This is a genomic window from Myroides odoratimimus, assembly GCF_001485415.1.
Classification (GTDB): domain Bacteria; phylum Bacteroidota; class Bacteroidia; order Flavobacteriales; family Flavobacteriaceae; genus Flavobacterium; species Flavobacterium odoratimimum.
Window position 1 is genome coordinate 67,951 of the sequence record NZ_BCMQ01000014.1, and the last position, 21,382, is coordinate 89,332.

At 32.8% G+C, this 21,382-nt stretch carries 21 protein-coding genes and 3 pseudogenes; 8 read left to right on the forward strand and 16 right to left on the reverse strand.

Features of this window, described 5'->3' with window-relative positions; translation table 11 throughout:
* Positions 1-622: 622 nt before the first annotated feature.
* Complete coding sequence (locus MODO_RS12655) at positions 623-1,504, forward strand: AraC family transcriptional regulator (protein ID WP_006258102.1); 882 nt, start codon at positions 623-625, stop codon at positions 1,502-1,504.
* A 668-nt stretch (positions 1,505-2,172) separates the two neighbouring features.
* Here MODO_RS12655 and tnpA read toward each other — a convergent pair.
* Positions 2,173-2,624: pseudogene (gene tnpA, locus MODO_RS19055) on the reverse strand (IS200/IS605 family transposase).
* A gap of 919 nt (positions 2,625-3,543) precedes the next feature.
* Here tnpA and MODO_RS12660 point away from each other — a divergent pair.
* Both MODO_RS12660 and MODO_RS12665 read left to right on the forward strand, forming a co-directional pair.
* Positions 3,544-4,809: a site-specific integrase gene (locus MODO_RS12660; RefSeq protein WP_036496846.1), complete on the forward strand. Its 1,266-nt coding sequence runs from the start codon at positions 3,544-3,546 to the stop codon at positions 4,807-4,809.
* 95 nt (positions 4,810-4,904) lie between these two features.
* Positions 4,905-5,918 carry a PDDEXK nuclease domain-containing protein gene (locus MODO_RS12665; protein ID WP_036496715.1) on the forward strand — a complete coding sequence of 338 codons (1,014 nt, stop codon included), beginning with the start codon at positions 4,905-4,907 and terminating at the stop codon, positions 5,916-5,918.
* A gap of 64 nt (positions 5,919-5,982) precedes the next feature.
* Here MODO_RS12665 and MODO_RS19060 read toward each other — a convergent pair whose 3' ends face one another.
* Positions 5,983-6,348, reverse strand: a complete 366-nt coding sequence (locus MODO_RS19060) for a transposase (RefSeq protein ID WP_081048740.1) — start codon at positions 6,346-6,348, stop codon at positions 5,983-5,985.
* Positions 6,349-6,367: 19 nt separating this feature from the next.
* On the opposite strand from MODO_RS19060, the gene MODO_RS12670 reads away from it, so the two are divergent.
* Positions 6,368-7,117, forward strand: a complete 750-nt coding sequence (locus tag MODO_RS12670) for a type II toxin-antitoxin system HipA family toxin (RefSeq protein WP_059051137.1) — start codon at positions 6,368-6,370, stop codon at positions 7,115-7,117.
* A 192-nt stretch (positions 7,118-7,309) separates the two neighbouring features.
* Here MODO_RS12670 and MODO_RS12675 read toward each other — a convergent pair whose 3' ends face one another.
* From MODO_RS12675 to MODO_RS19065, 4 genes and pseudogenes are all read right to left on the reverse strand, one after another.
* Positions 7,310-8,257 (reverse strand): type II toxin-antitoxin system HipA family toxin, encoded by a 948-nt coding sequence (locus tag MODO_RS12675; RefSeq protein WP_081316892.1) that lies wholly within the window; start codon positions 8,255-8,257, stop codon positions 7,310-7,312.
* 13 nt (positions 8,258-8,270) lie between these two features.
* The gene (locus MODO_RS12680; protein ID WP_006258109.1) at positions 8,271-8,684 is read right to left on the reverse strand and encodes a HipA N-terminal domain-containing protein; all 414 of its coding nucleotides are present in this window, start codon (positions 8,682-8,684) and stop codon (positions 8,271-8,273) included.
* Between the two features lie 21 nt (positions 8,685-8,705).
* On the reverse strand, positions 8,706-9,053 hold the full coding sequence (locus MODO_RS12685; protein ID WP_006261442.1) for a helix-turn-helix transcriptional regulator: 348 nt from the start codon (positions 9,051-9,053) through the stop codon (positions 8,706-8,708).
* Positions 9,054-9,259: 206 nt separating this feature from the next.
* Positions 9,260-9,391: pseudogene (locus MODO_RS19065) on the reverse strand (transposase domain-containing protein); the annotation flags it as partial.
* 315 nt (positions 9,392-9,706) lie between these two features.
* On the opposite strand from MODO_RS19065, the gene MODO_RS12690 reads away from it, so the two are divergent.
* Positions 9,707-10,876 (forward strand): ATP-binding protein, encoded by a 1,170-nt coding sequence (locus tag MODO_RS12690; protein ID WP_059051139.1) that lies wholly within the window; start codon positions 9,707-9,709, stop codon positions 10,874-10,876.
* Positions 10,877-10,960: 84 nt separating this feature from the next.
* Here MODO_RS12690 and MODO_RS19590 read toward each other — a convergent pair whose 3' ends face one another.
* The 3 genes and pseudogenes from MODO_RS19590 to MODO_RS19715 all read right to left on the reverse strand — a co-directional run bounded on the left by MODO_RS19590 (position 10,961) and on the right by MODO_RS19715 (position 11,858).
* Positions 10,961-11,176 carry a hypothetical protein gene (locus tag MODO_RS19590; protein ID WP_225581824.1) on the reverse strand — a complete coding sequence of 72 codons (216 nt, stop codon included), beginning with the start codon at positions 11,174-11,176 and terminating at the stop codon, positions 10,961-10,963.
* Positions 11,177-11,207: 31 nt separating this feature from the next.
* Complete coding sequence (locus tag MODO_RS19595; protein WP_006258113.1) at positions 11,208-11,396, reverse strand: nucleotidyl transferase AbiEii/AbiGii toxin family protein; 189 nt, start codon at positions 11,394-11,396, stop codon at positions 11,208-11,210.
* Positions 11,386-11,858 (reverse strand): annotated as a pseudogene (locus tag MODO_RS19715) (DUF6088 family protein). The gene MODO_RS19595 and the pseudogene MODO_RS19715 overlap by 11 nt, the downstream one beginning before the upstream one ends.
* A 436-nt stretch (positions 11,859-12,294) precedes the next feature.
* Here MODO_RS19715 and MODO_RS12705 point away from each other — a divergent pair.
* Genes MODO_RS12705 through MODO_RS12715 form a run of 3 tightly spaced genes read left to right on the forward strand, consistent with a single transcriptional unit; the run spans position 12,295 to position 13,752 of the window.
* A complete protein-coding gene (locus tag MODO_RS12705) occupies positions 12,295-12,498 on the forward strand; it encodes a type II toxin-antitoxin system Y4mF family antitoxin (RefSeq protein ID WP_002992043.1) in 204 nt (67 codons plus the stop codon).
* Complete coding sequence (locus MODO_RS12710) at positions 12,498-12,833, forward strand: HipA N-terminal domain-containing protein (protein ID WP_006258117.1); 336 nt, start codon at positions 12,498-12,500, stop codon at positions 12,831-12,833. Before MODO_RS12705 ends, MODO_RS12710 begins: the two co-directional genes overlap by 1 nt.
* The gene (locus MODO_RS12715) at positions 12,826-13,752 is read left to right on the forward strand and encodes a HipA domain-containing protein (RefSeq protein ID WP_059051143.1); all 927 of its coding nucleotides are present in this window, start codon (positions 12,826-12,828) and stop codon (positions 13,750-13,752) included. The genes MODO_RS12710 and MODO_RS12715 overlap by 8 nt, the downstream gene beginning before the upstream one ends.
* A 592-nt stretch (positions 13,753-14,344) precedes the next feature.
* Here the strand turns inward: MODO_RS12715 and traN are convergent.
* From traN to MODO_RS12750, 7 genes are all read right to left on the reverse strand, one after another.
* Positions 14,345-15,217, reverse strand: coding sequence for a conjugative transposon protein TraN (traN, locus tag MODO_RS12720; RefSeq protein ID WP_006258119.1), 873 nt, complete (start codon positions 15,215-15,217; stop codon positions 14,345-14,347).
* A gap of 29 nt (positions 15,218-15,246) precedes the next feature.
* A complete protein-coding gene (gene traM / locus MODO_RS12725; RefSeq protein WP_059051146.1) occupies positions 15,247-16,536 on the reverse strand; it encodes a conjugative transposon protein TraM in 1,290 nt (429 codons plus the stop codon).
* Positions 16,511-16,801 (reverse strand): hypothetical protein, encoded by a 291-nt coding sequence (locus MODO_RS19610; protein WP_006258121.1) that lies wholly within the window; start codon positions 16,799-16,801, stop codon positions 16,511-16,513. The genes traM and MODO_RS19610 overlap by 26 nt, the downstream gene beginning before the upstream one ends.
* Before the next feature lie 12 nt (positions 16,802-16,813).
* Positions 16,814-17,437 (reverse strand): conjugative transposon protein TraK, encoded by a 624-nt coding sequence (gene traK / locus MODO_RS12735; RefSeq protein ID WP_006258122.1) that lies wholly within the window; start codon positions 17,435-17,437, stop codon positions 16,814-16,816.
* 16 nt (positions 17,438-17,453) lie between these two features.
* Complete coding sequence (traJ, locus tag MODO_RS12740; RefSeq protein WP_059051148.1) at positions 17,454-18,446, reverse strand: conjugative transposon protein TraJ; 993 nt, start codon at positions 18,444-18,446, stop codon at positions 17,454-17,456.
* A gap of 3 nt (positions 18,447-18,449) precedes the next feature.
* The gene (locus MODO_RS12745; RefSeq protein WP_006258124.1) at positions 18,450-19,082 is read right to left on the reverse strand and encodes a DUF4141 domain-containing protein; all 633 of its coding nucleotides are present in this window, start codon (positions 19,080-19,082) and stop codon (positions 18,450-18,452) included.
* Positions 19,083-19,159: 77 nt separating this feature from the next.
* On the reverse strand, positions 19,160-21,382 hold a 2,223-nt coding region (locus tag MODO_RS12750), incomplete at its 5' end, for a TraG family conjugative transposon ATPase (protein WP_059051164.1).

A 21,382-nucleotide genomic window follows, 5' to 3' on the forward strand; every position in this document is an offset into this window, starting at 1 on the left:
GAATCAGTTAACTAGCATTCAAGGATATGAAATGCTCTATCCTAGTGATTTAAGCTACAAGTATATACAGATAATCTAAGTGAAATCGATTTCTCAGTAAACCTTGTTTGATATTTAACCTTAGTAGTTTGCATCAATTTAATTTATCTTAATCACCCTGCGATATAGATAAAAGTTTTTATTCTCTATTTGGCATTATTTAAAACAAGCTTAATCAAACGTTAATGGGCGTGTACTTGTTTTTATCAACCAGAGTAATCAAATAAAGCTTTTACATTGAAAGAAAGGGATTTATGCTGTATTTATTACAAGCTATTATAATTTATATTTTTTGCAAACTGAAAAAAAACATTTCGGATCTACATACTTATAACTACAAAAAGTTAATCTCAAACACTGTACAATAATATTTAGATCTCACAAAAAACTCTTACTCAGGGGTAGATAGGTATATTTAAAGACTCTATCTCAAATTACTCTTTTATTTGTGGGGATATACATATTACTTTCGTTAAAATATAAGATTGTATAGCTAATTTTCTTTTCTTTTGTACAAAGAAAATAATGAGTAATATTAGTCATTATTGAGATTACTCTAAAACAAACACTACTGTTTTTACTTATGAATAAGTTACCTTTGGAACCTTTTCTTCACCGATTTAATAATAGATTATACATCAACTGCAAAGATGTTAATAAATTAGTACAAATTAGGGATCAACACTTGTTTTATCCTCATAAATTAACTTTTTTTTGTATTCATCTGTTTTTGGAAGGACAAGGAACATATTATTTAGATTCTGTTTCAATTGATGTCGCTCCTAAACGAGTTTTAATAGTCTCAAAGAATCAGGTAGAGCAATATTGTCAGCCTATAAATTATAAGTCTGAGATTTTGATGTTTACTGAAGAATTCTTTTGTATTGATGAGCTACATTTTCAGTTTTTCTATAATACAAAACTTTTTGATTTAACTGATCATTTACAGTCAATTGATATAAGTGGGCAGTATGAAGAATTAACTTTATTATTTACACTTATCAAAAAAGAGTTAAACAAAAGTTTTTACCCTAAACAGCAATATATTTTAAATAATTACCTTTTCAATACATTACTAATTTTAGAAAATGCTATTGATAAATCTACTACTCAACAGCTAAATATTTCACACGATAAGTTAATTGTATCTAATTTCAAACATTTAGTTAACAATAATATAGATAAAAGCATGACTGTAAAAATGTATGCCTCTGAATTAAAACTAAGTGTTCGATCAATTGAATATGCATTTAAAAAAACTGATAATATCACTCCTTATGCTTGGGTATCAGAAAGAATGATTATGGAAATTAAGAGATTGTTATTATATAAAGATTTACACATAAATGAAATATCATTTAAACTAAAATTTAAAGAAGCTAATCATTTGACAGTATTCTTCAAAAGAAAAACAGGTCTAACTCCTTTGCAATTCAGAAATAAATATAAAGAGAATGGTGATTAACGCAGTTTTTATTCGTTTTTATATAAGCTTGAATAAGAGTTCAAGAATTAGCTTTGCATTGTTGTTAAAGCAGTAAATGCAGGAAGCGATAAAGTTATTATTTTTAATTTACATGTTTTAATGAAGAGAATAAGTCATTATTAATTCTCAATTTAATCTTTGTTACTAGATTTAAAAAAGTAACAACAAAACTCACACTTTAATTAATCTTTGTTGCTAGTTGCTAGATTTAAAAGAAGTATCAAAACTCACACTTTTTTCAAGTAGCTCAAAATGAGCTAGCAAACAACAATTCACTTTTGAGGCTCCTAATTAGGGGCCTCTTTCTTAAATCAAGTTTAGCTTAAGAGTTGTGGGGGGATCTATATTTCCAATAAATAAACCAAGGCTTTTACTAATATTACAAACAGATTTACTACTGGTAAAATTACATAGAGATAAGAAATAGATATCTGTAGCTATTAATCCTTTTGGTTTATAAGAAATAAGTCTATTAAACTGGGGCTTTATTATTAATATCAAACGGATATGTAGTTAAATCTAACCTTATATAGTTGCTCTGTGCTATCTGACTTTACTCTAACAAAAAGGTTTGTAAAATCATAATTACAAAAATACATTCTGACAATATTTAATTTTTTTTTAACAAACTACTTCAAGGTATCGCGTTACTTAAAAGATAATAGTAATTGATTTTGATTGAACGACTTATATACAGTATTTTCTTCTCCTTGATTTTGAATGTATTTCTTAATTACATCCTCATTACCATATTGATCAACTGTATTTACATAATATCCGCTTGTCCAAAAATCACCTCTACCATAGCTGTTTTTTTTACTTCTGGATGCAATCGAAAAATCTCTTTTGAGGTAATACTTTTCACTGTCCTACCAATAATCTTTACAGAAAGTTTTGGTACACTTTAAATCAGAAAATGTACATGATTTTCATCTGTTCCGATTTCAACAAAATGTATTTCATAACGCTCTGAAATCTTGCTACAAACTTCAACCAAACTAATTTCAACATCCTCTGATAAAACAGTTCTTCTATATTTTATTAGACAAACCAAATGATATAGTAGTAAGCTTTTATTAGGCCGTTTGAATATATATATTCACTAATCAAACAAATATACTAATCTTTAATCTTCTACCTCAAGGCAGAGCCTTGTGAAAATCTTTTGATTATACTAATAAGTAATAGTAAATAATACCCCATATCACTAAAAAGAATAAACCTACTAAAATATTATTCTTTTGTCCTTCAAAATCCCTTTTAACAAATAATATGTATAAAAGACAAATGATAAAAACAACTATTAAACCAACTGAAATAAAAGGATACAACATATTATCTACTATTTAATTAAATATATTTACAATATAGTATTTTTTTTCAAACAATAGTGTAATCTAAGCCTTTCATTTTAATGATAACTTCAATTTAATTTTAAAAACCACCATTGGATACTCTTTTGGTGCAACAGGAAAACTTGAAGTAAAGCAAAACAATAGTAATATATTTTTACCCAATACAATCAAAGATAATATCACCGTTGCTTCATACAAACCTCATAGCTCTTTTAGATAGTCAGCAGGAAGTGCATTAACTTACAACTTAACAGATCAATTAGGACTAACATTATATGTTGATTATTCTAGTCCAAAACCAACAATAATCTATACTCCTGAAACCCCTCTATTAAATTTAAATTCTAATAAAGCAGATTTGCACTATATAGCATCAGGATTAAGACTTACAGCTTATTTCTAATAATGAAGTCATCTTAACTTTTTAGTTTTGTAAAACTTCTTCAATACTATGACAATAAAAGTCCAAATTTAAAGGCTTTACAATCGTTTTTTGATTTTTTGGTAATGAGGTAAAAAGCAGAAAAAAGCGAGGTTTGGCAAAAGTAAGGTTACTAAAACGTTACTGTTAAACATTGGAAACAATCGTTCTAAAAAACTATATTTCAGTGTTTTGCATAGGTTTTCATATTGTTTCGTGGCTCACATAGGTTTAACTTTATCATTAAGAATTGTGAGTATGGAAACGACAAAAAATCAACGTTTAAGGTTCTTTTCTACCTTAAAAAGAATGCCCCGAAGAAAAACGGAAAAGTTGTAATTATGTGCAGAGTTACCGTAAACGGTAAACAGTCTGCATTCAGCACAAAGTTGGATATTTCCGCAACTAATTGGGATTTGAAGTATGGCAGGGTTTTAGGCAAAAGCCGAGAAGCCCAAGAGGTAAACGGTAAACTTGATAAAATCCGTTTGGGTATCGAGGAATGTTATTCCAAAATCCTAAAGAACGAGGAAACGGTAAACAGCACTAAACTAAAAAATACCTTTCTCGGAATGGGAAGTGGAGAACTGACCTTTTTCAAATTCTACGAACAATTTATAGCAGACTTTGAAAAAAAGGTAAACAGCGGACTTCGGGTACAAGGCACAAACAGCAGGTACAAAACGCTTTTGAAGCACCTGCAGAATTTTGCCCTCGTCAAATACGGTTATACCGATATTACGTTTAACGACCTTACTTCCGAATTTGTACAGGATTTCGACTACTATCTGCGGAACGATTTAAGTATCGGGCATAATACGATTTGGGTGTATATGATTGGTTTTACTACCCTTTGCCGATTGGCAATGAGCAGAAAGCATCTTGCCTTTAATCCGTTCAGCGAGTACAAGAACACCAAAAAGGATAAGGACAGGGGTTATCTGTTGCGGAACGAGTTGGAACAGCTTGTAACGTTCAACTGCGAAAAAAAGAAAGACGAGTTGGTTAAAGACCTGTTTGTTTTCAGTTGCTTTACAGGACTTTCGTATTCGGATATAAAAGGACTTAAAAACAGTAATATACAAGAGTTCTTTGACGGCAATCAATGGATTATTGTACGTAGAAGAAAGACAGCCACATCGTCCAATGTAATGCTGTTGGATATTCCCAAAATAATTATAGAAAAATACGCAGGACTGTCAAAGGACGACAGGGTTTTCCCTGTTCCGTCCAACAGTTTCTGTAATGATAGACTAAAAGTAATTTCCCAACAAATTGACTGCCTTAAAGAAAAGAAAGTAACCTTTCATTTGGCACGCCATACGTTTGCTACCTTGTTTTTGAGTGAGGGTGTTCCTCTTGAAAGTTTGAGCAAAATGTTAGGACATAAGAACATTGCCACCACACAGATTTACGCCAAGATACTCAACGAGAAAGTCGGTAAGGATATGCAAAAGGTATCACATAAATTTAAAGGTTTGGAACGGTCTTTTGTTGCTCAACTTTGATAATAACGTCATTATTATACATTAAATTAGGTGTAATCAGAAGTAGCCGTATATTATAATTTGTACCTTTGTTAAATGTAGATGAATATTTAAGTATGCTTATAAACCAATCCATTATAACAGATATAAAAGCCATTATAGCCCAATCAAAAGATAAGGCTATACGTGCCGTTGACCATCAGCGAACGCTGATGTATTGGCATATTGGCAAACGTATCTTTGAAGAAGAACAAGAGGGAAAAGAACGTGCAGATTATGGAACGTTTCTTATCAAATATCTTTCAGAACAACTGCAACCCGAGTTCGGAAGTGGTTTTTCCACAAGACAAATCAACCTTTACCGTCAGTTTTACCGCACATTTGAGAATGTGCATACACTGTATGCACAATTGAGTTGGAGCCAATACAAGCTACTTTTAAGCGTTGACAGTCAGGATAAAAGAGAGTTTTATATTGCTGAAACAATAAAAAATAATTGGACGGTGCGGCAATTGGAACGGCAGATTTACAGCAGTTTGTACGAACGGCTTTTGTTGAGCAATGATAAAGAAAGTGTTTTAGCGGTTGCCAAAAATGAGAAACAGCCGTCTGATGCCAAAGAAATCATTAAAGACCCAATGTATTTGGAGTTTTTGGGCTTGAAAAGAGAAACATCTTATTATGAAAGAGATTTGGAAAGTGCCATTATTACACACTTACAGGAGTTCTTGTTGGAGTTAGGCAATGGATTTTCCTTTGTAGCAAGGCAGAAAAGAATACATATTGAGGGCGATGAGTTCTTTGTGGACTTGGTATTTTACAACCGCATTTTGCAATGTTTTGTAATTATTGAAATCAAAACCACTAAACTAACTCATCAGGATATTGGGCAGTTACAAATGTATGTGAACTATTATGACAGGATAGAAAAACTGCCATACGAGAACCCTACCATTGGGATTTTGCTTTGTGCTAATAAAAATGATGCAGTAGTAAAATTTACATTACCAGAAAATCAAAAACAGATTATTGCAAGCCAATACGAACTTTACTTACCAAGCGAACAGCAATTATTGGAAGAAGTAAATAAGGAATTGGAGAGTTTTGAAGAAAGGGAGGATAAAAAATAGATGCTCTTTTGATTGAATAATACCAAGAGAATTTTAAATTATTAAAAAAAGATATAAATAGATGCTAAGTACACGACAAAAAACTAAAGCAATTGATATTTAAAGGGTTGTGTCCATTTTTAGAGAGTAATAATCTTGATAAGTAGTCAAGTCCAAGTTTAAATACACTAATAAGCCTATTGCCATGATTCTTGATTGTGATAGGCTTAATAGTGTCAATATAGTCCCCAATCTTATAGCACCATACAAAAGCAATCATCACTAACATGACTAGTTTTTCAAGCCTATCGATTTTTTGTAAGTGTGTATCTTCTATATTAAATCCGCTAGACTTGAAGGCTTTAAATAGTGTTTCTATCTGCCATCTTATTTTATAAGTATCTAAAGCTTTCTCTGGTTTATTAAACCCAATGACAATACAATAATCTATCTATGGAAATGAATTACGGTTGACAAATGAAATTGAAAGTGGTCATTATATTTTAAAACCTATATCAGATTTACCAAAAAATAGAGAATTTGCACCTGCAAACGAACATTTAACGATGCAAATTGCGAAACAAATTTTTAAAATTAAGACAGCAGAAAATGTGTTAATCTTTTTTGAAGATGGAAGTCCAGGCTATCTTACAAAGCGTTTTGATTACGATGGAAATGGGAATAAATTAGCTGTAGAAGATTTCGCTTCATTATTAGGAAAATCACCTGCAACAGATGGAGAGCAATACAAATATGAAGCAAATTATTTAGAGTTATTTGATGCATTGAAAAGATATGTACCCGCATGGAAAGTAGAAGCACCTAAGTTGTTTACTTTAATCGTTTTCAATTATCTATTTTCTAATGGAGAGGCTCATTTAAAGAATTTTTCATTGATAGAAACTCAACAAGGCGATTTTAAATTAAGTCCAGCTTATGATTTGCTAAATACTAAAATTCATATTCACAATGCTGACTTTGCATTAAAAGAAGCAATATTACCTAAATCAATCTCAAAAGGAAAAATCATCGATCAATTGATGGTATTGGGAGCTAAGGCAGGAATAACAGAAAAATTGATTGCTAAAGTTCTTCAAAATCTAACTTCGAAAGAAGAACAAGTGGTAGATTTAATCGAAAGATCATTCTTATCAGAGAAACTAAAACGTAATTATTTACAAGATTATCAACGTCGATTGAAGAAATTAAGAAATGATTAATTTCAAATACAAATTTACAACTTGAATCCCCGTATACTTTTAAGCTAATACATCTTGTGCAATAGAATAATAGTTAATCGAACCTTAAAAAGTCATTTTAAGCTTAAGATTCCCTAATATTAGGTTGGTTATTGTATAAAACGCTTCTGTAAAAAAGAGCCAAAAAGATGATTTACATTTGTTGATCCTGTTTTAAAGCGTGAATTCAACTTTAAAATCAGGTTCATTTATCGCCAATACTTCCTCTCTATATTCTTGCTTTGGATCAAAGAACAAAAATACAGGCGTGGTGATTTCTTTAAACTTATTACGTGTTTTATCTATAATCATTTCTTTTATTAATTCACGATCTATTTGATGTGCCAATGCTGTGTCAACTTGATACATCTTCGCATAATGATTCCAGTTTTTTACTAAATCAAGTGCTTGATCTATGATTTTATTAGGATTGCGAATAGAATTTTGTTCGGCGATGGTTACTAAATCTTTGCGTTCAAAATCTTTGCGTTTTCCGTTGATACTCAAGTTGTGTTGGCTCACCCACATACTATCTGGACGATAGGCAAAACAAATATCATAGGCGGGGGCTAATTTCCATTTTCCTTGAGCATCCATTAAGAATGCAAAATTCTTGGTGTGATCATCACAATTACGTGCTACTACATTAAACACCATACGTTTAAACATTTGTTCTGCCTCTGCATAGGTTAAGCGCAATAAACGCATGGTTTGAAATACTTGTTCGTAGCTATATGATGTGATATTTGCAAAATCGTAATGTTGCAAGGCACATAAGGTTTGTGTATGTACTTTTTGATTTCCACCCACACGGTCAAAACGTTTGGTCATAAAATGAACGCGTTTGTTTTCTTCAATCAAACGTGATTCTGTCATTTCAATCCCAAAATCTGTCGCCATTTTATAATAAGCCATTTCTACACGACCGTAACTTTTTGAAACACCAAATTGGACATCGCTGATTTCATCAAACTTGATTAACCAATGTTCGAAACCATCTTCGGCTAGTGTTTGCCCGGATTTTACTTTTCCCGTTTTCTTATTGTATGCTATAATTGCTTTAGGGCGAGCCCCTCCTGCAGAAGTTCCCATTTTAAGCACATCTAACATCACATCTTCCATATTGTGTTGAGTACTAATATGTAATTCTTCTTTTTTTTTCTAATAACGCTTTAGTGGTTTCTATTAAATCCGATAACTCTAAGTCGTAAGACGTAGATTCTTTTCCTATAACCGGCTCAAATTCTAAGGCGCCCATTCCTCTTTTTCCGATAAAACATAATAACTCTACCGGATTTAAACTGTTGTCTGGTCGACCTTGACGTGCTAACCAAGCATTGATTAATTCCTTACCGTAGCGATCGGGTAATGCATCGGCTAATAAACCTGGCATTCCTTTGAAAGTATCATTATCCCTAAATTCGGGAAAATTATAAATACGGTTTTTGTTGGGCATTTTAATGGGAGCAATGGGCAGCTCCTCCAACTTGAATTGAGGATCATACTCAAAGCTTGCCAACCCTCTGTTCGGATCCCAAACGTTTGCCATATATGTTAATAAATGCAGTTGTTACCATCCTAAATCTGAATTGTCTTGTTGTTGGTTAGGTGCTTTTGATGCTCTTTGTCGTTTTTGCTTTTCGCCTTTAGCTAATTCTATTGGGCTGAGTTCTTCTAGCACATCAAAACTATTTAAAACATACAAAGCATTTAAAATACGTAAGATTTTGATGAGATTAATCAACGAAATATTTTCACCACGCTCTAGCAAACTCAAGGTAGTACGACTAATAGCCGCTTGTTGGGCTAAGTCTTCTTGCGTCAGATTTTCTTTGATTCGCGTTTGCTGAATAAAAAATCCTAGTTTTTGTAAAATAGCTTTATCTGATAAAGCAGTAATGTCTATTATATCGTTCATAAAGTACAAATAATCCTATTAATGAATTATATTCTATACAATGAGAAATGTTACTTTCACTATATAGCTAATGTACAAAAAAAACGCATAAACCAAACAAAAATCAGTTTATGCGTTAAATATTGTGCAATAAATAGCGTCCTAAACGTTTAAAAAAGGCATAAAAAGGATCCACCTAAGCAAGTACACCTTGTGCAGTCTAAAAATCATTCTACTGAGTCTGTAATTAACTTCTTATAATTATGCGGATATAGGTCTGTAATATTCTTGTGGTTGATGGATTGAATATTTTCAAGAACATATTTAAGCCATTGATAAGGGTTAACATCATGCTTTTTACTTCAATGATATATACCAATTACAAAGATTGGCTAATAAATAGAGAGAGAATTATAATTTTAATCATCCTCATAAAGTATTAGGAAATAAATCTCCTAAAGAATATAATCGAGTAGGAGGCTGAAGAAATAATCTTCAGCCTCCTACTCGATTATTTACTTATCGCTTTTCAAGGCTCAATTAACTCCCGATGGCTCAGATTTACAATCCGTAACAACAAAAAAAGATAAAATAGCACTCATATAGTGCATTTATTTAAAATAAATGCACTATGTGAGTGCATTTATACTTATATTTGTAATAAAATAAACAGTATGGAACGGTTATTTGAGTATTCAAACAAGTTAATCAATGAGGCTAACACAGATTTCTTTCGCTACATATATAATCAAATCAATTGGGAAAATCGAATGATAGGTCTAATTGGTCCCCGTGGTGTAGGTAAGACTACTCTTGTCCTGCAATATATCAAACAGAATTTAAGTCCTACAGAAACACTTTACATTACCGCAGAGGACTTTTATTTTGTGGATAATAAAATCATTAAGTTAGTTGATACCTTTGTCAAGTTTGGAGGCAAGTATTTATTTATTGATGAAATTCATAAATACCCTGATTGGGCAAAAGACCTCAAACTGATTTATGATTACCATAAAAATTTAAAAGTTGTATTTACGGGCTCATCTGTACTTGATATTAAAAAGGGAGCTTCTGATTTAAGTCGTAGAGCTATTATCTATAATATGCAAGGTTTGTCTTTTCGAGAGTATCTGAAACTATTTCATAACATTTCTGCTAAAACATACACATTACAAGAAGTACTACAGCATAAGGTTAATATTCCAGAGATAGAAAGGCCTTTATTATACTATACTGATTACTTAAAGAAAGGTTATTATCCTTTTGCCTTAGAACAAGACTTTGATATTCGTTTGGCTCAGATAATTAATCAGACTTTAGAGAATGATATTCCAATGTATGCTAATATGAATGTGGCTACAGGTAGAAAATTAAAACAATTATTAGCTATCGTTTCTCAAAGTGCTCCTTTTAAACCTAATATGAGTAAAATAGCTGAAATGCTATCTGTAAGTAGAAATAATATTGCTGACTATTGTCTATACATTGAAGAAGCTGGGCTAATCACTCAACTACGTAACAATACTGGGGGAATTAGAGGATTAGGCAAGGTAGATAAAATCTATCTAGACAATACCAATTTGATTTACAACCTAGCAAGTGATTCTTCAAATATTGGAAATATTCGTGAAACATTCTTCTTAAATCAGACACGAGTAAAACATAATGTTATATCTTCTGCTGACTCAGATTTCTTAATTGAGAATATAACCTTTGAAATAGGAGGCAAAAACAAAAGCCAAAAACAAATTAAAAATATTGAGAACAGTTATGTTGTAAAAGATGATATAGAAACTGGCTTTCTGAATGTTATTCCTTTATGGCAATTTGGATTATTGTATTAATTTTTTTGTGCTTTTGTTGTTTACGGATGTGATCAGCACACAATCATATGGGCGTAACACCTTACGCCTATATGATTGTGGATGTTATCTGTGTGACACGGTTGATAAATCGTCTCTACATTGACGTGCTGTGTGCTTAATTTCATATAAATTCGGATCTACTCCCAACTCAGTTAATTGATGTATTAACTCTTCTCTAAATTCATTAATAATAAATCCTCCAGAAGCTTTTCTAAGTTTTTTAATTTGTGTTTTAGAATCAAGCTTACCAAACCCCAGCAAACGCTGGTCAATAATCAAATCAATATCTTCTGAAAATCACTGTATTAAATTATAAGCCCTTACTCAGAGAAGTTCCTCCTTTAAATATAATAGAATCTGCATACTTAGATTGAAATATTGCCTTTAAAAGAATACAAACCCACCAATCTTTCTCTATTACAAAAGCTGGTAGTCCATAAACAACTTCAGCTTTTTTTAGTACAGCAACTCTTTGTTCTTCAGATAAATTAATCCACATACTCCTGTTTATAATAAAGTTTTTTAATTTCTTTTTGAATCCAAACCGGAGCAAATTTCAATTGAGATTCTACCACTTGTTGATCTATTTTATCAACAGCTAATTTAATCGCATTTAAAAAAGAATCCGTAATTTCTCTTTGCCCCTTCTCTTTAAAAGCCTGTACTACTAAATGTAACAGATCATCTTTTATCATAAGGTTTTTAGGGACAGTTCTCTTAAAATTAATCTTCCTATTTCCAACCTTAATTTCTCTTTGAGATCCTTTAGTCAAATAAACAGTCTTTAAGGGGTCTGGGTTGTTAATCCTAATAGATACAACGCTAATACACTAGTTGGCGCTATAGGCACCTTATCTCTTTTTGCAATCTCATTTGCAATTTCCTCTATACTAGGATAAATTGTTCCTAATAAAGAATCTTGCTTTGGTTTTATATAAATACCATAGGTTAATCGTTCAATAAGGTTTTCTTTTTCTAAACTAGAGAGTGTTTGTCAAATATTGTCAGCTGTACCATATTTAACAAAATCATTAGCGAAAAAAATTTCTCCACGCTTAGATTTAGAAATCTTATCTACTATCTGATTACTAATAGATTCATTCATAAAAAAGATTTACATTTGTCACAAATTTAATCAAATCCTTCCGCAGGTCAATCACCCTTCTAATAAGCCTTTCCAAACAGTAAAGCCTTTGTTGTCATTTGAATAATCGTGGACAATTCCTAAAAAAGTAATAGGATTAGTATCTAAATAGACCATTTGAAGGAAAAAACGCTTTATTTAATTCATAAAATACCACCTATCGGGTATAAAATATTGAATACCCACACAAACTATACCCGAAGGGGTATTATTCCATTTTTTTATGTATATTTATACCTGAAAAGGTATAGATATGGATTCGATACAAGTATTTGTAAAGCAAAAGCGAAAAGAATTAAAGCTTACGCAAGAAGATTTAGCCCTAAATGCTGGTGTAGGCTTGCGTTTTGTACGTGATTTAGAACAAGGTAAAAAAACACTCCGTTTAGACAAAGTAAACGATGTGTTAGCTTTATTTGGTAAAGAAGTTGGTGTAATTGATCAAACTAGAGAATAATGGCACGACAAGCTAAAATATACTTTCAAGATCAGTTAGCTGGTTATCTCCTGGAAGGAGATGATGGATATTCCTTTTACTATAATCAAGATTATCTAAGAACACCTCATCCGCATCCAATTAGCCTAACGCTCCCCCTATCTGAAGAAACCTATCATAGCAATGTACTCTTTCCTTTTTTCGATGGGTTAATTCCTGAAGGATGGCTATTAGATATCGGAGAAAAACATTGGAAGCTCAATCCCCGAGATCGATTTGAATTATTAATCAACTTATGTAGAGACACTATTGGAGCGGTCTCAATTTATCCGATGGAGGCGGCAAATCATGAATAACTGTTTATTTTGTTATAAGCCTGTTGAAACAGGCGACTATCACCCTACTTGTTCAAAGAAGTTCTTTGACACTACAAAAGTTCCTATATTAGAATTAGATAAAGAAAAATTAGATAAGTTAGCACAAATAACGGTAAACGAAAGATTAGCGTTAACAGGGGTACAACCTAAGATATCCTTAAGTTTAAACAGTGAAAACGGTAGTAAACGATTAACCTTAGTCAGTTTATGGGGGGATTATATCCTCAAGCCTCAATCTCCTAATTTTGCTTTTATGCTACAAGTAGAAGACTTGACCATGCACCTAGCTAAGCTATTTAAAATTGAAACCGCACAACATGCTTTGATTCGCACCTCTACCGGTGAGCTGGCTTATATTACCAAGCGTTTTGATCGAGTGAAAAACAAAAAAATTCATGTAGAAGATTTATGTCAGTTATCAGAATTGTTAACTGAACAAAAATACAAAAGCTCCTATGAGCGTGTAGGGAAGATCATTAAACGATACGCTACCAATTCGGGGTTAGATACGATCAAATACTTTAGACTTGTCTTGTTTAGCTTTATAACAGGTAATAACGACATGCACCTAAAGAACTTCTCTTTAATGCACACAGATAAGGGTGTCTTATTTTCTCCAGCGTATGACCTTTTAAATGTGAATTTAGTCTTTCCTGATGATAAAGAAGATTTAGCACTAACCCTAAGTGGTCGTAAGAAAAAGATTAAACAAGTAAACTTTGATGAACTTGCAATGAGTTTAGGTATTACAGCAATTGTAAGGAATAATATCTATAAAGATTTCTCTAAGCAAGCTAATAAAGTATATGACTTAATAGATCGAAGCTTTTTAACTGATGAGTACAAAGAAGAATATAAAACAATCTTTACTAAAAAGTTGAAACAGATTGGATTGTAGAGAAAAGGTTAATCAGGAAGAAAATACTAGAAAATAAATATACAACACTCATTTATCTCAGGACAAAAAAAGTATTCTTGTGGAAATTGAAATCGAAAATAACCTGTCCAAATCGAAAAATTCACTTCCGTTTTTATTGTGAATTATTCAACCAAAACAACAATATTTTCTCATTTATCTGTTAAAACCCATCCGTTGATTTTCCTTTAAAATACTTTAAAAAAGTGTTGTGCAAAAAAACAAGGTTACCCCCCTATGAATGCTAGGATATTGATACTATTAAGCCTATCACAATCAAGAATCATGGCAATAGGCTTATGAGTGTATTTAAACTTGGACTTGACTACTTATCAAGATTATTGCTGTCTAAAAATAAGTACAATCCTCTAAATATCAATTGCTTTAGATTTTTGTCGTGTACTTAGGAAAAACTTATATTATATTCTTAAGGTAAACTAAAATAATCAGTTGAAGATCAGGAATAAGAATCATCCATACAAAGTTAAAAAAAACAAAGTGGGACTAGTCTTTATAAGATAGCCCCACTTTAAATTCTCTTAAGATCTAATAAAATATTATACTATGTATAAAACTATATTCTTAACAATTCAATCTGTTTACTGCTTAATACATTATGTTTTAGCACTCTTATTTTTTGATTTCTCACTCCATTCTTCTCATTAATTTCAATTAAAAGCATTTGTTTATCTGATAGGGTAAACTGATCTAACATAAATACATTGTCTTGTTTACTTTGAATATTAATAGTTTGAGCATCACTATAGCTTCTAATGGGCTTTAAACTCATTTCTTGAATAGTGGTTCGTTTAGAGGTCCTTCTGTCTTTGATTCTAAAACTAATATAGTCAACTTCATAGGGTAGATTGCTTTTATTGTTAATAGAAAGATGAAAGTAGAGTTTACCATCTTGAGTGTAGATACTTTTCAGCCTTGCTTCTACCCCGTAGCTTTTGCTTTTAATATTTAGCTCTTTCTTGTTTCTTTTGATGATTGCTTTCATAAAAAGATCTGCTAGAGTTGGACTGGTGTCCCCTAAGTCTTTAAATAGAACTTCGCTTTGCTGTTTACTGTTTTGATTTTCAAACTTGGTTAAGTCATAGCTCAGTTGTGTTGGCTCTTCATTGTAAGTAGCACAAAAACTATAGTATTTACCATCGTTTGTAATTACAGTAAAGTTTGTAGGTGAAATATATTCTGTAATCGTTTTTAAACGAAGTACATTTGATGTAACCTCTACTTTGCTTGCTATTATGTCACTACTTCCTAAATCTACGTATTCAACACTACTTGGAAACAAGATATGAGTAGTTTTGTTTTGGGTTAGTTCTACCTCATAAGGAGTTACCTCAGCATTTGATAAATTGATAGACTTGGTATAATTTTGGGAAGTTACTGTGTTTACTGCTAATAAGCATAGTAACATATATTTAATGATTGTTTTCATAATGATTTGTTTTACTTGGTTATTAAATGTTATTCTTTCGGTACAAGAAACAGTTCTTGTCCTTGTTTTAGGGTTACTCTTTGGGCTTTTACTTTCTTTGAAAAGTAACCAGATACTCCTTGAATAAGTCCTTTAGTTAGATCTGAAGCAATTTGATCTGAAGCAGATCTACTCATAGATATACTCGTGCCTGCTGTTTGTCCCATATTGGCAATGATTTCTTTTGAGGCGCTTATTTCTTGAAGGTCTAATACCTCTAAGCCTCTTTGCCCATAATTATCATAGCCGATAAGCTCTGTATCAATGATACTATCCTCGATCTTAATAGAATTTACAATAAGCTCTAACCTGCCACTGTTTACCTTTACCTTAGCAATCAGTGTACTTGATTCAGGTAACAGAGCCCCATTTATTACGATTCTTTCTAAGAGTCTTAGTTTGATGTAACCTTCGTTTATAATGACCTGATTTTCTTTAATACTTACCCTTATACTGTTTTTATGGTTCTGTGTTTTACGTTCTCCTTCTGCTGTATAAAAGGTTTGATTTGATTTAGGATTAATAGGTAAAAAATCTAGTAAACTTGTTGGTTTTACCAGTGAAGATACAATCTCTTTACTTGTTTTATCAAGCATTGTTATGACCTGTTTTTTACTTGAAATTGTTTTAGCGTTTGTAGTCTTATTTGAAGACGGTAATTCAGTTTGATTTTGACCTCCTGGCAAATACTTTGCTGCCATCTGAAAAGACTTTTCCATAAGTTCTAATTGATTATCCATAGTAATAGGTGTTGGAGTGTCTTTTTCTTGTAATTGTTTCTCTAGCTCTTGTATTTGCTTTTTAAGATTTTCGGTTTCAGAATTTTCAGTACTACTACTGTAAAAACTACCAAGTACATCTTGGCTTTGTTTGTAGTTCTCGTAAGACCGCTCATAGGGCGTGTATGTAGGCTCCTCGTTGTAATTTTTATGATTATAACTGCTAGTTGGCTCCTCTTGCGAATCATTCCAATAGTCTGCTAAGGAGTGAATCTGATTTTCATTTTCTTGCTTTTTCTGTTCCCATAGCTCTTTTTCATAAGCTTTTACTTTATCTGTTGGCATCCCCTTGGTTATCGCCTCAGGAACAGAATCATTATGAGAGATTAACTCCTTTTCTTCGGGTTTAAACAAAAGGTACATTACCCCTAAAAAGACAATGCCCATTAAAGCAAAGACTATGTGCTTTTTGTGTTTTTCTATAAGATTTTGAATTGCCTTTTTTTCTTTGGGTACTTTCTCTATCTGGTGGGTTTTATTTGATAACTGATCTTGATTCATAATATTTTAGTTTAATAATTGAGTGTGATTCTATCTTTTGCCTTTTAAGCAAATACTTAACTGGTTTTATATTACTCTGATCCTCCCTACTTATTGCCTGCTTTATTTTAGAGCTAAAACTTGTCTTTACAATAAAAAGACAAACTAATGTGTAAAGAGTAAAAGCGGTAAGTAATAAAACTCGTTGTCTTTTTATAGAGAGGTTATTCCAGTAAGCTTGTAGTTTACTTAAATAACTATGTCTTAAAAGTTGTAGCTTCTTCATAATCTTGTTTTTTTAACGTTTAACAACTTCTAAGTCTTTGTTCTCTACAACTGTAAACTTTTCGATAATAAATCCTTGCGGGTTATTATCAGACCGTACAGCTGAGATAAGCTGACTACTTGTAACAAGATTTCTTTTAGTTAGGTTACTAGATCGTATGATATACTGCGTTGCATAGGTTAGCGTCTTATAGGGATAGGTGTTAAAATCTATTTTAATACTATCCACCTCAATTCGTTGCTGAATATTTCCTGAAATGACTCTGCTGTAATATCCTTTTTCAAGTAAGTCTTTATAATAGTCAAAGGCGGTTTTATCAGATAGATTAAACGCTCTTTGCATATTACCCTCAATGGCTGATTTTTCAGGTGAGAGAGTAAAGAACAGCTCGTGAAAGCGCCTTACGTGCTCTCTTGCCTCTACTGGCCTATTTATACTTGCGTCTTGAGACAGAGCTAGCATAAGTGATTTACCTTTATCAAGCACATAGATCTTCTCTCGTTGCTCTTTAGCAAAATCATAGCTTTTGTAAATAGCGAATCCTACTACTATAAGGCAAACAACTGCAAATACAATAGCGTAGAGCCGAATCTGCACAAAACTATTTTCTATATTTCGAAGTGATTTAAATTCCATGTTTAAAGTGTTTAAATTATTTAATTAGTCTACCTGTTATATTTCCTGAGGTAGCCCCAACTGCAGCTGAACTAATATTACCTGTTTTAAGCGCAGATTGATTTACATTACGAAGAAAACCTGAGCCTCCACTGGCTTGAATAATCCAACTTGTAACGGTAGGAATTGTAAAGTATCCCACAATGCCAATGATCATAAAAATCACATATATTGTATTTGAGGTATCAGGGATAAAGTTTGGATCTGAAAGCAACAGCATATCCCTTTCAAGAATTAAGGATTGAATTCTAGCTAACATTGCGCTAAATAAATCCGCTACAGGAAGCCAGAGATACACGCTTATATACCGCGTGAGCCATTGTAAGAGCGTAGATTCAAAACCACTCCAAATGGAGATGGCAAATGCAATTGGCCCTAGTATGGATAACACAATTAAAAAAAAGGTCCGAATCGTGTCTATAATTAAAGCAGAAGCCTGAAAAATCATCTCTAAGATTTCTCTAAAGGCATCTCTTAGGTTTTTTTGAAAATCATATTGCCATTTCTCTAAATACATTCCTGTCATAGTGGCTAGATCCGAGGGTGACCAGCCAAGCTCATCAAGTTTTTTATCAAAGGCCTCATCAGAAATTAAATAAGCAGCCTCAGGATTTCTAAGCATAGCCTCCTTTTCTAAAATGTCTTTCTGTTTTTGTAAAGAAGTTAGATCTATAACCTGGGTTTCTAATATCTGATGCGTTCCCTTTACAACAGGACTTAAAACCGTGTTTAAAGTTCCTAGAACAAGGGTTGGAAAAAACATAATACAAATTCCCAAAGCAAATGGCCTAAGCATTGGATACACATCAATAGCTTCTGCTCTTGCTAAGGCTTGCCATACTTTAATGCCGATATAAAAAAGCGCTCCAAGACCTGCTAGGCTCTTAGCCACAGATACCATCTGACTTGTAAGTGGCATCATATCGTAATAGAGGTTTTGTAAAACCTCATGAAGATTATCTCTAGCCATAACTCACCAGTATTTTTGATTAGAAGTACCGTATAAATCAAGTACCCTTTGGGTATTATTTTTCTTTTTAGCCCTTAAGATGCTGATGCCAATATTTTTTCTTGTATAGTAACTAACAAGGTTGTGATAGTCTTTTACTTCTTTGTAAACTCTATCTATAACATCCATGCGCTCTTTATCATTTAAAGACAAGGTTGAGCTACTTACAATCTGCTTAAGCTCTTTGACAAGCTCTGTGCTTTCTTGAAGAAGCACGGAATATCCATTGGCAATAGCTACAAGCTCCTGGGCAGAGAAGTTTGGATCATTAAGCATCTTGCCAAAGTTTTTGACATACAGCTCCGAAACGTCCCCTACTAAAAGCACTGTCTGTTGAACCTTTCTAGCGTCTTTAACTAGGTTATTAACCGATTGGAGTTTATCGTAATACTCCTTGCTCTGGTTATAGACTTTTTCTACTTCCTTGAAGTTTTTAACTACATTGCTAACTGTAGCAGAAGTTTGCCTTATTTCATTAGCACTATTTATAATACCTTGGGCTAAATTTCCAGGATCATATACTGTCCACTGCCCATAATTCTTTATTGGTAGAACTAGTAGCATCGCTACCACAACTACCTGCAATAGTTTTTTCATATTTTATGTTTTAATTGATTGGTTACTCTACTGAGTACTATTTTTTATCCTTAGAAAAGTTGGGTTAGCGTATTTACTTATTCAGTCTGTTTTTCTTGTACAAGACGCTTTATAGCCATCTCTACATTACCGTTGAGCTCTTTAGCCAGGTTCATTACCTGTAGTTTTTCAGTCTCTTCTGTGGTATAAGCTAAGTATTCTGAGTAGCTTACTTCTGTAGCATATACTCCCGATTGCATTCCACCTAGGCCAATCCATACCTCTTTGTAAAGGCGGTTAGGATTGTTGTTTAGGTTTATTGAAAGTATCTGAGCTTTTTCTTTGTCAGTAAGGCCAAGCATCGCTTGTATATCATCAAACTTATTCATGTACTTGCGCTGGTCAAGTAGAATCTTACAATCAGAGTTATTGATAATACTTTCCTTTACAATCGGAGATTGGATAATATCATCTACCTCTTGGGTAACTACTATTGCCTCTCCAAAGAATTTTCTAACGGTCTTAAAAAGATATTTAATGTACGATGCCATCCCCTCTTTAGCAATGGCCTTCCACGCCTCCTCAATTAAGATTAGCTTGCGCTGTCCTTTAAGACGCCTCATCTTATTTATAAACACTTCCATGATGATAATAGTCACAATGGGAAAAAGAATTTTGTGCTCTTTGATTGAGTCTATCTCAAAAACGATAAAGCGTTTGTTTAAAAGGTCAAGCTCACTTTCTGAGTTTAATAGATAGTCATACTCCCCGCCTTTGTAGTAAGGCTCAAGTACATTTAAAAAGTTATAGAGGTCAAAGTCTTTTTCTCTAACTTGTTTCTCTTCTAACTCAGTTTTGTAATCTGTTTTGATGTACTGATAGAAAGTATTGAAACTTGGTTTTATATCGCTGCTTTGAAGTTTTTGGATGTATCCACTAACAGCATTTGAAAGCGCAACTTCTTCCGATCGTGAGGGAGGCTGGTCATCGCGCTTCCAAAGCGTTAAAATGAGCGTTTTAATACTCTCTCTTTTTTCAATATCAAATACCCCATCATCGGTATAAAAAGGATTAAACGCAATTGGGTTTTCTTCGGTATAGGTGAAGTATACTCCATCCTCCCCTTTTGTTTTGCCTTTAATTAATTCACATAAGCCTTGGTAGGAGTTTCCTGTATCAACTAAGAGCACATGAGCGTTTTGCTCATAATACTGTCTTACCATATGATTGGTAAAAAAACTCTTACCACTCCCTGATGGTCCCAAGATAAACTTGTTGCGGTTGGTGATAATTCCCTTTTTCATGGGTAGGTCGGAGATATCTAAATGAATCGGTTTACCAGTTAGTCTATCTGCCATTTTAATTCCAAAAGGAGATAGTGAGTTTTGATAATTGGTCTCCCCTGTAAAAAAGCATAAGGCAGGTTCTATGAAAGTATAAAAGCTCTCTTCACTTGGAAAGTCTGCGCTATTTCCTGGCATACCTGCCCAGTAAAGTGTGGGGACGTCCACTGTGTTGTGTCTTGGTACGCACTCCATAGAAGCGATTGCGCTTCCACAGTCATTTTTAAGCTGTTTAAGCTCATTTGGGTTATCTGACCATGCCATTACATTAAAATGAGCTTTAATGGATATTAGACCTTTACTATGCGCTTCATTTAAATACTCTTCTATCCACTGCTTGTTTATTTGATTCGCTCTACTGTATCTAGCAAGAGAGTGCATATTCTTGGCCGACTTTTCAAACTGTTTTAAATTGTAATCACTATCTTCTATAAACAAATACTGATTGTAGATATGATTACAATTAAGCAAGAGTCCAACAGGCGCTGCAAACGATAAAGCCATACTGCTTTTATCAGTTGATAGTTTTTCATAACTTGATAAACACGATACTTCACTAGGAAGATCTTCTGTGTTTGAAAGGGTATGTAAAGAAAGATTATTATCTCCTACTCTAACCTTATCGCTACTTATAGCTATATCTTGAAGACTACCTCTTTTACTGGGACTTAGCGTTAAATACTGCTCTAAGAGCCCGCTTTTATCTTCTGAGCCGATAATATCTTCTTCCGTAAGTTTAGTTAAGTGAATTATTCCACTGTCATTTACTATCTTTTCTAATTGTGTAGTCGCTTCTAAAAAGCTTTGAATAGTGTCTTTATCTCTAATCTCTTTAGGGATGAGTTCTCCTCTTGTAAGTGAACAGAAGTTACTTTGACTTTTAATTCGCTCTTTAGTGGTCTTAGTGATAAACAAATAACAACTGTGATTCAGATAGGGACGCTCATTAAAATGCCTCTCAAAGCTTCTACTTAGATA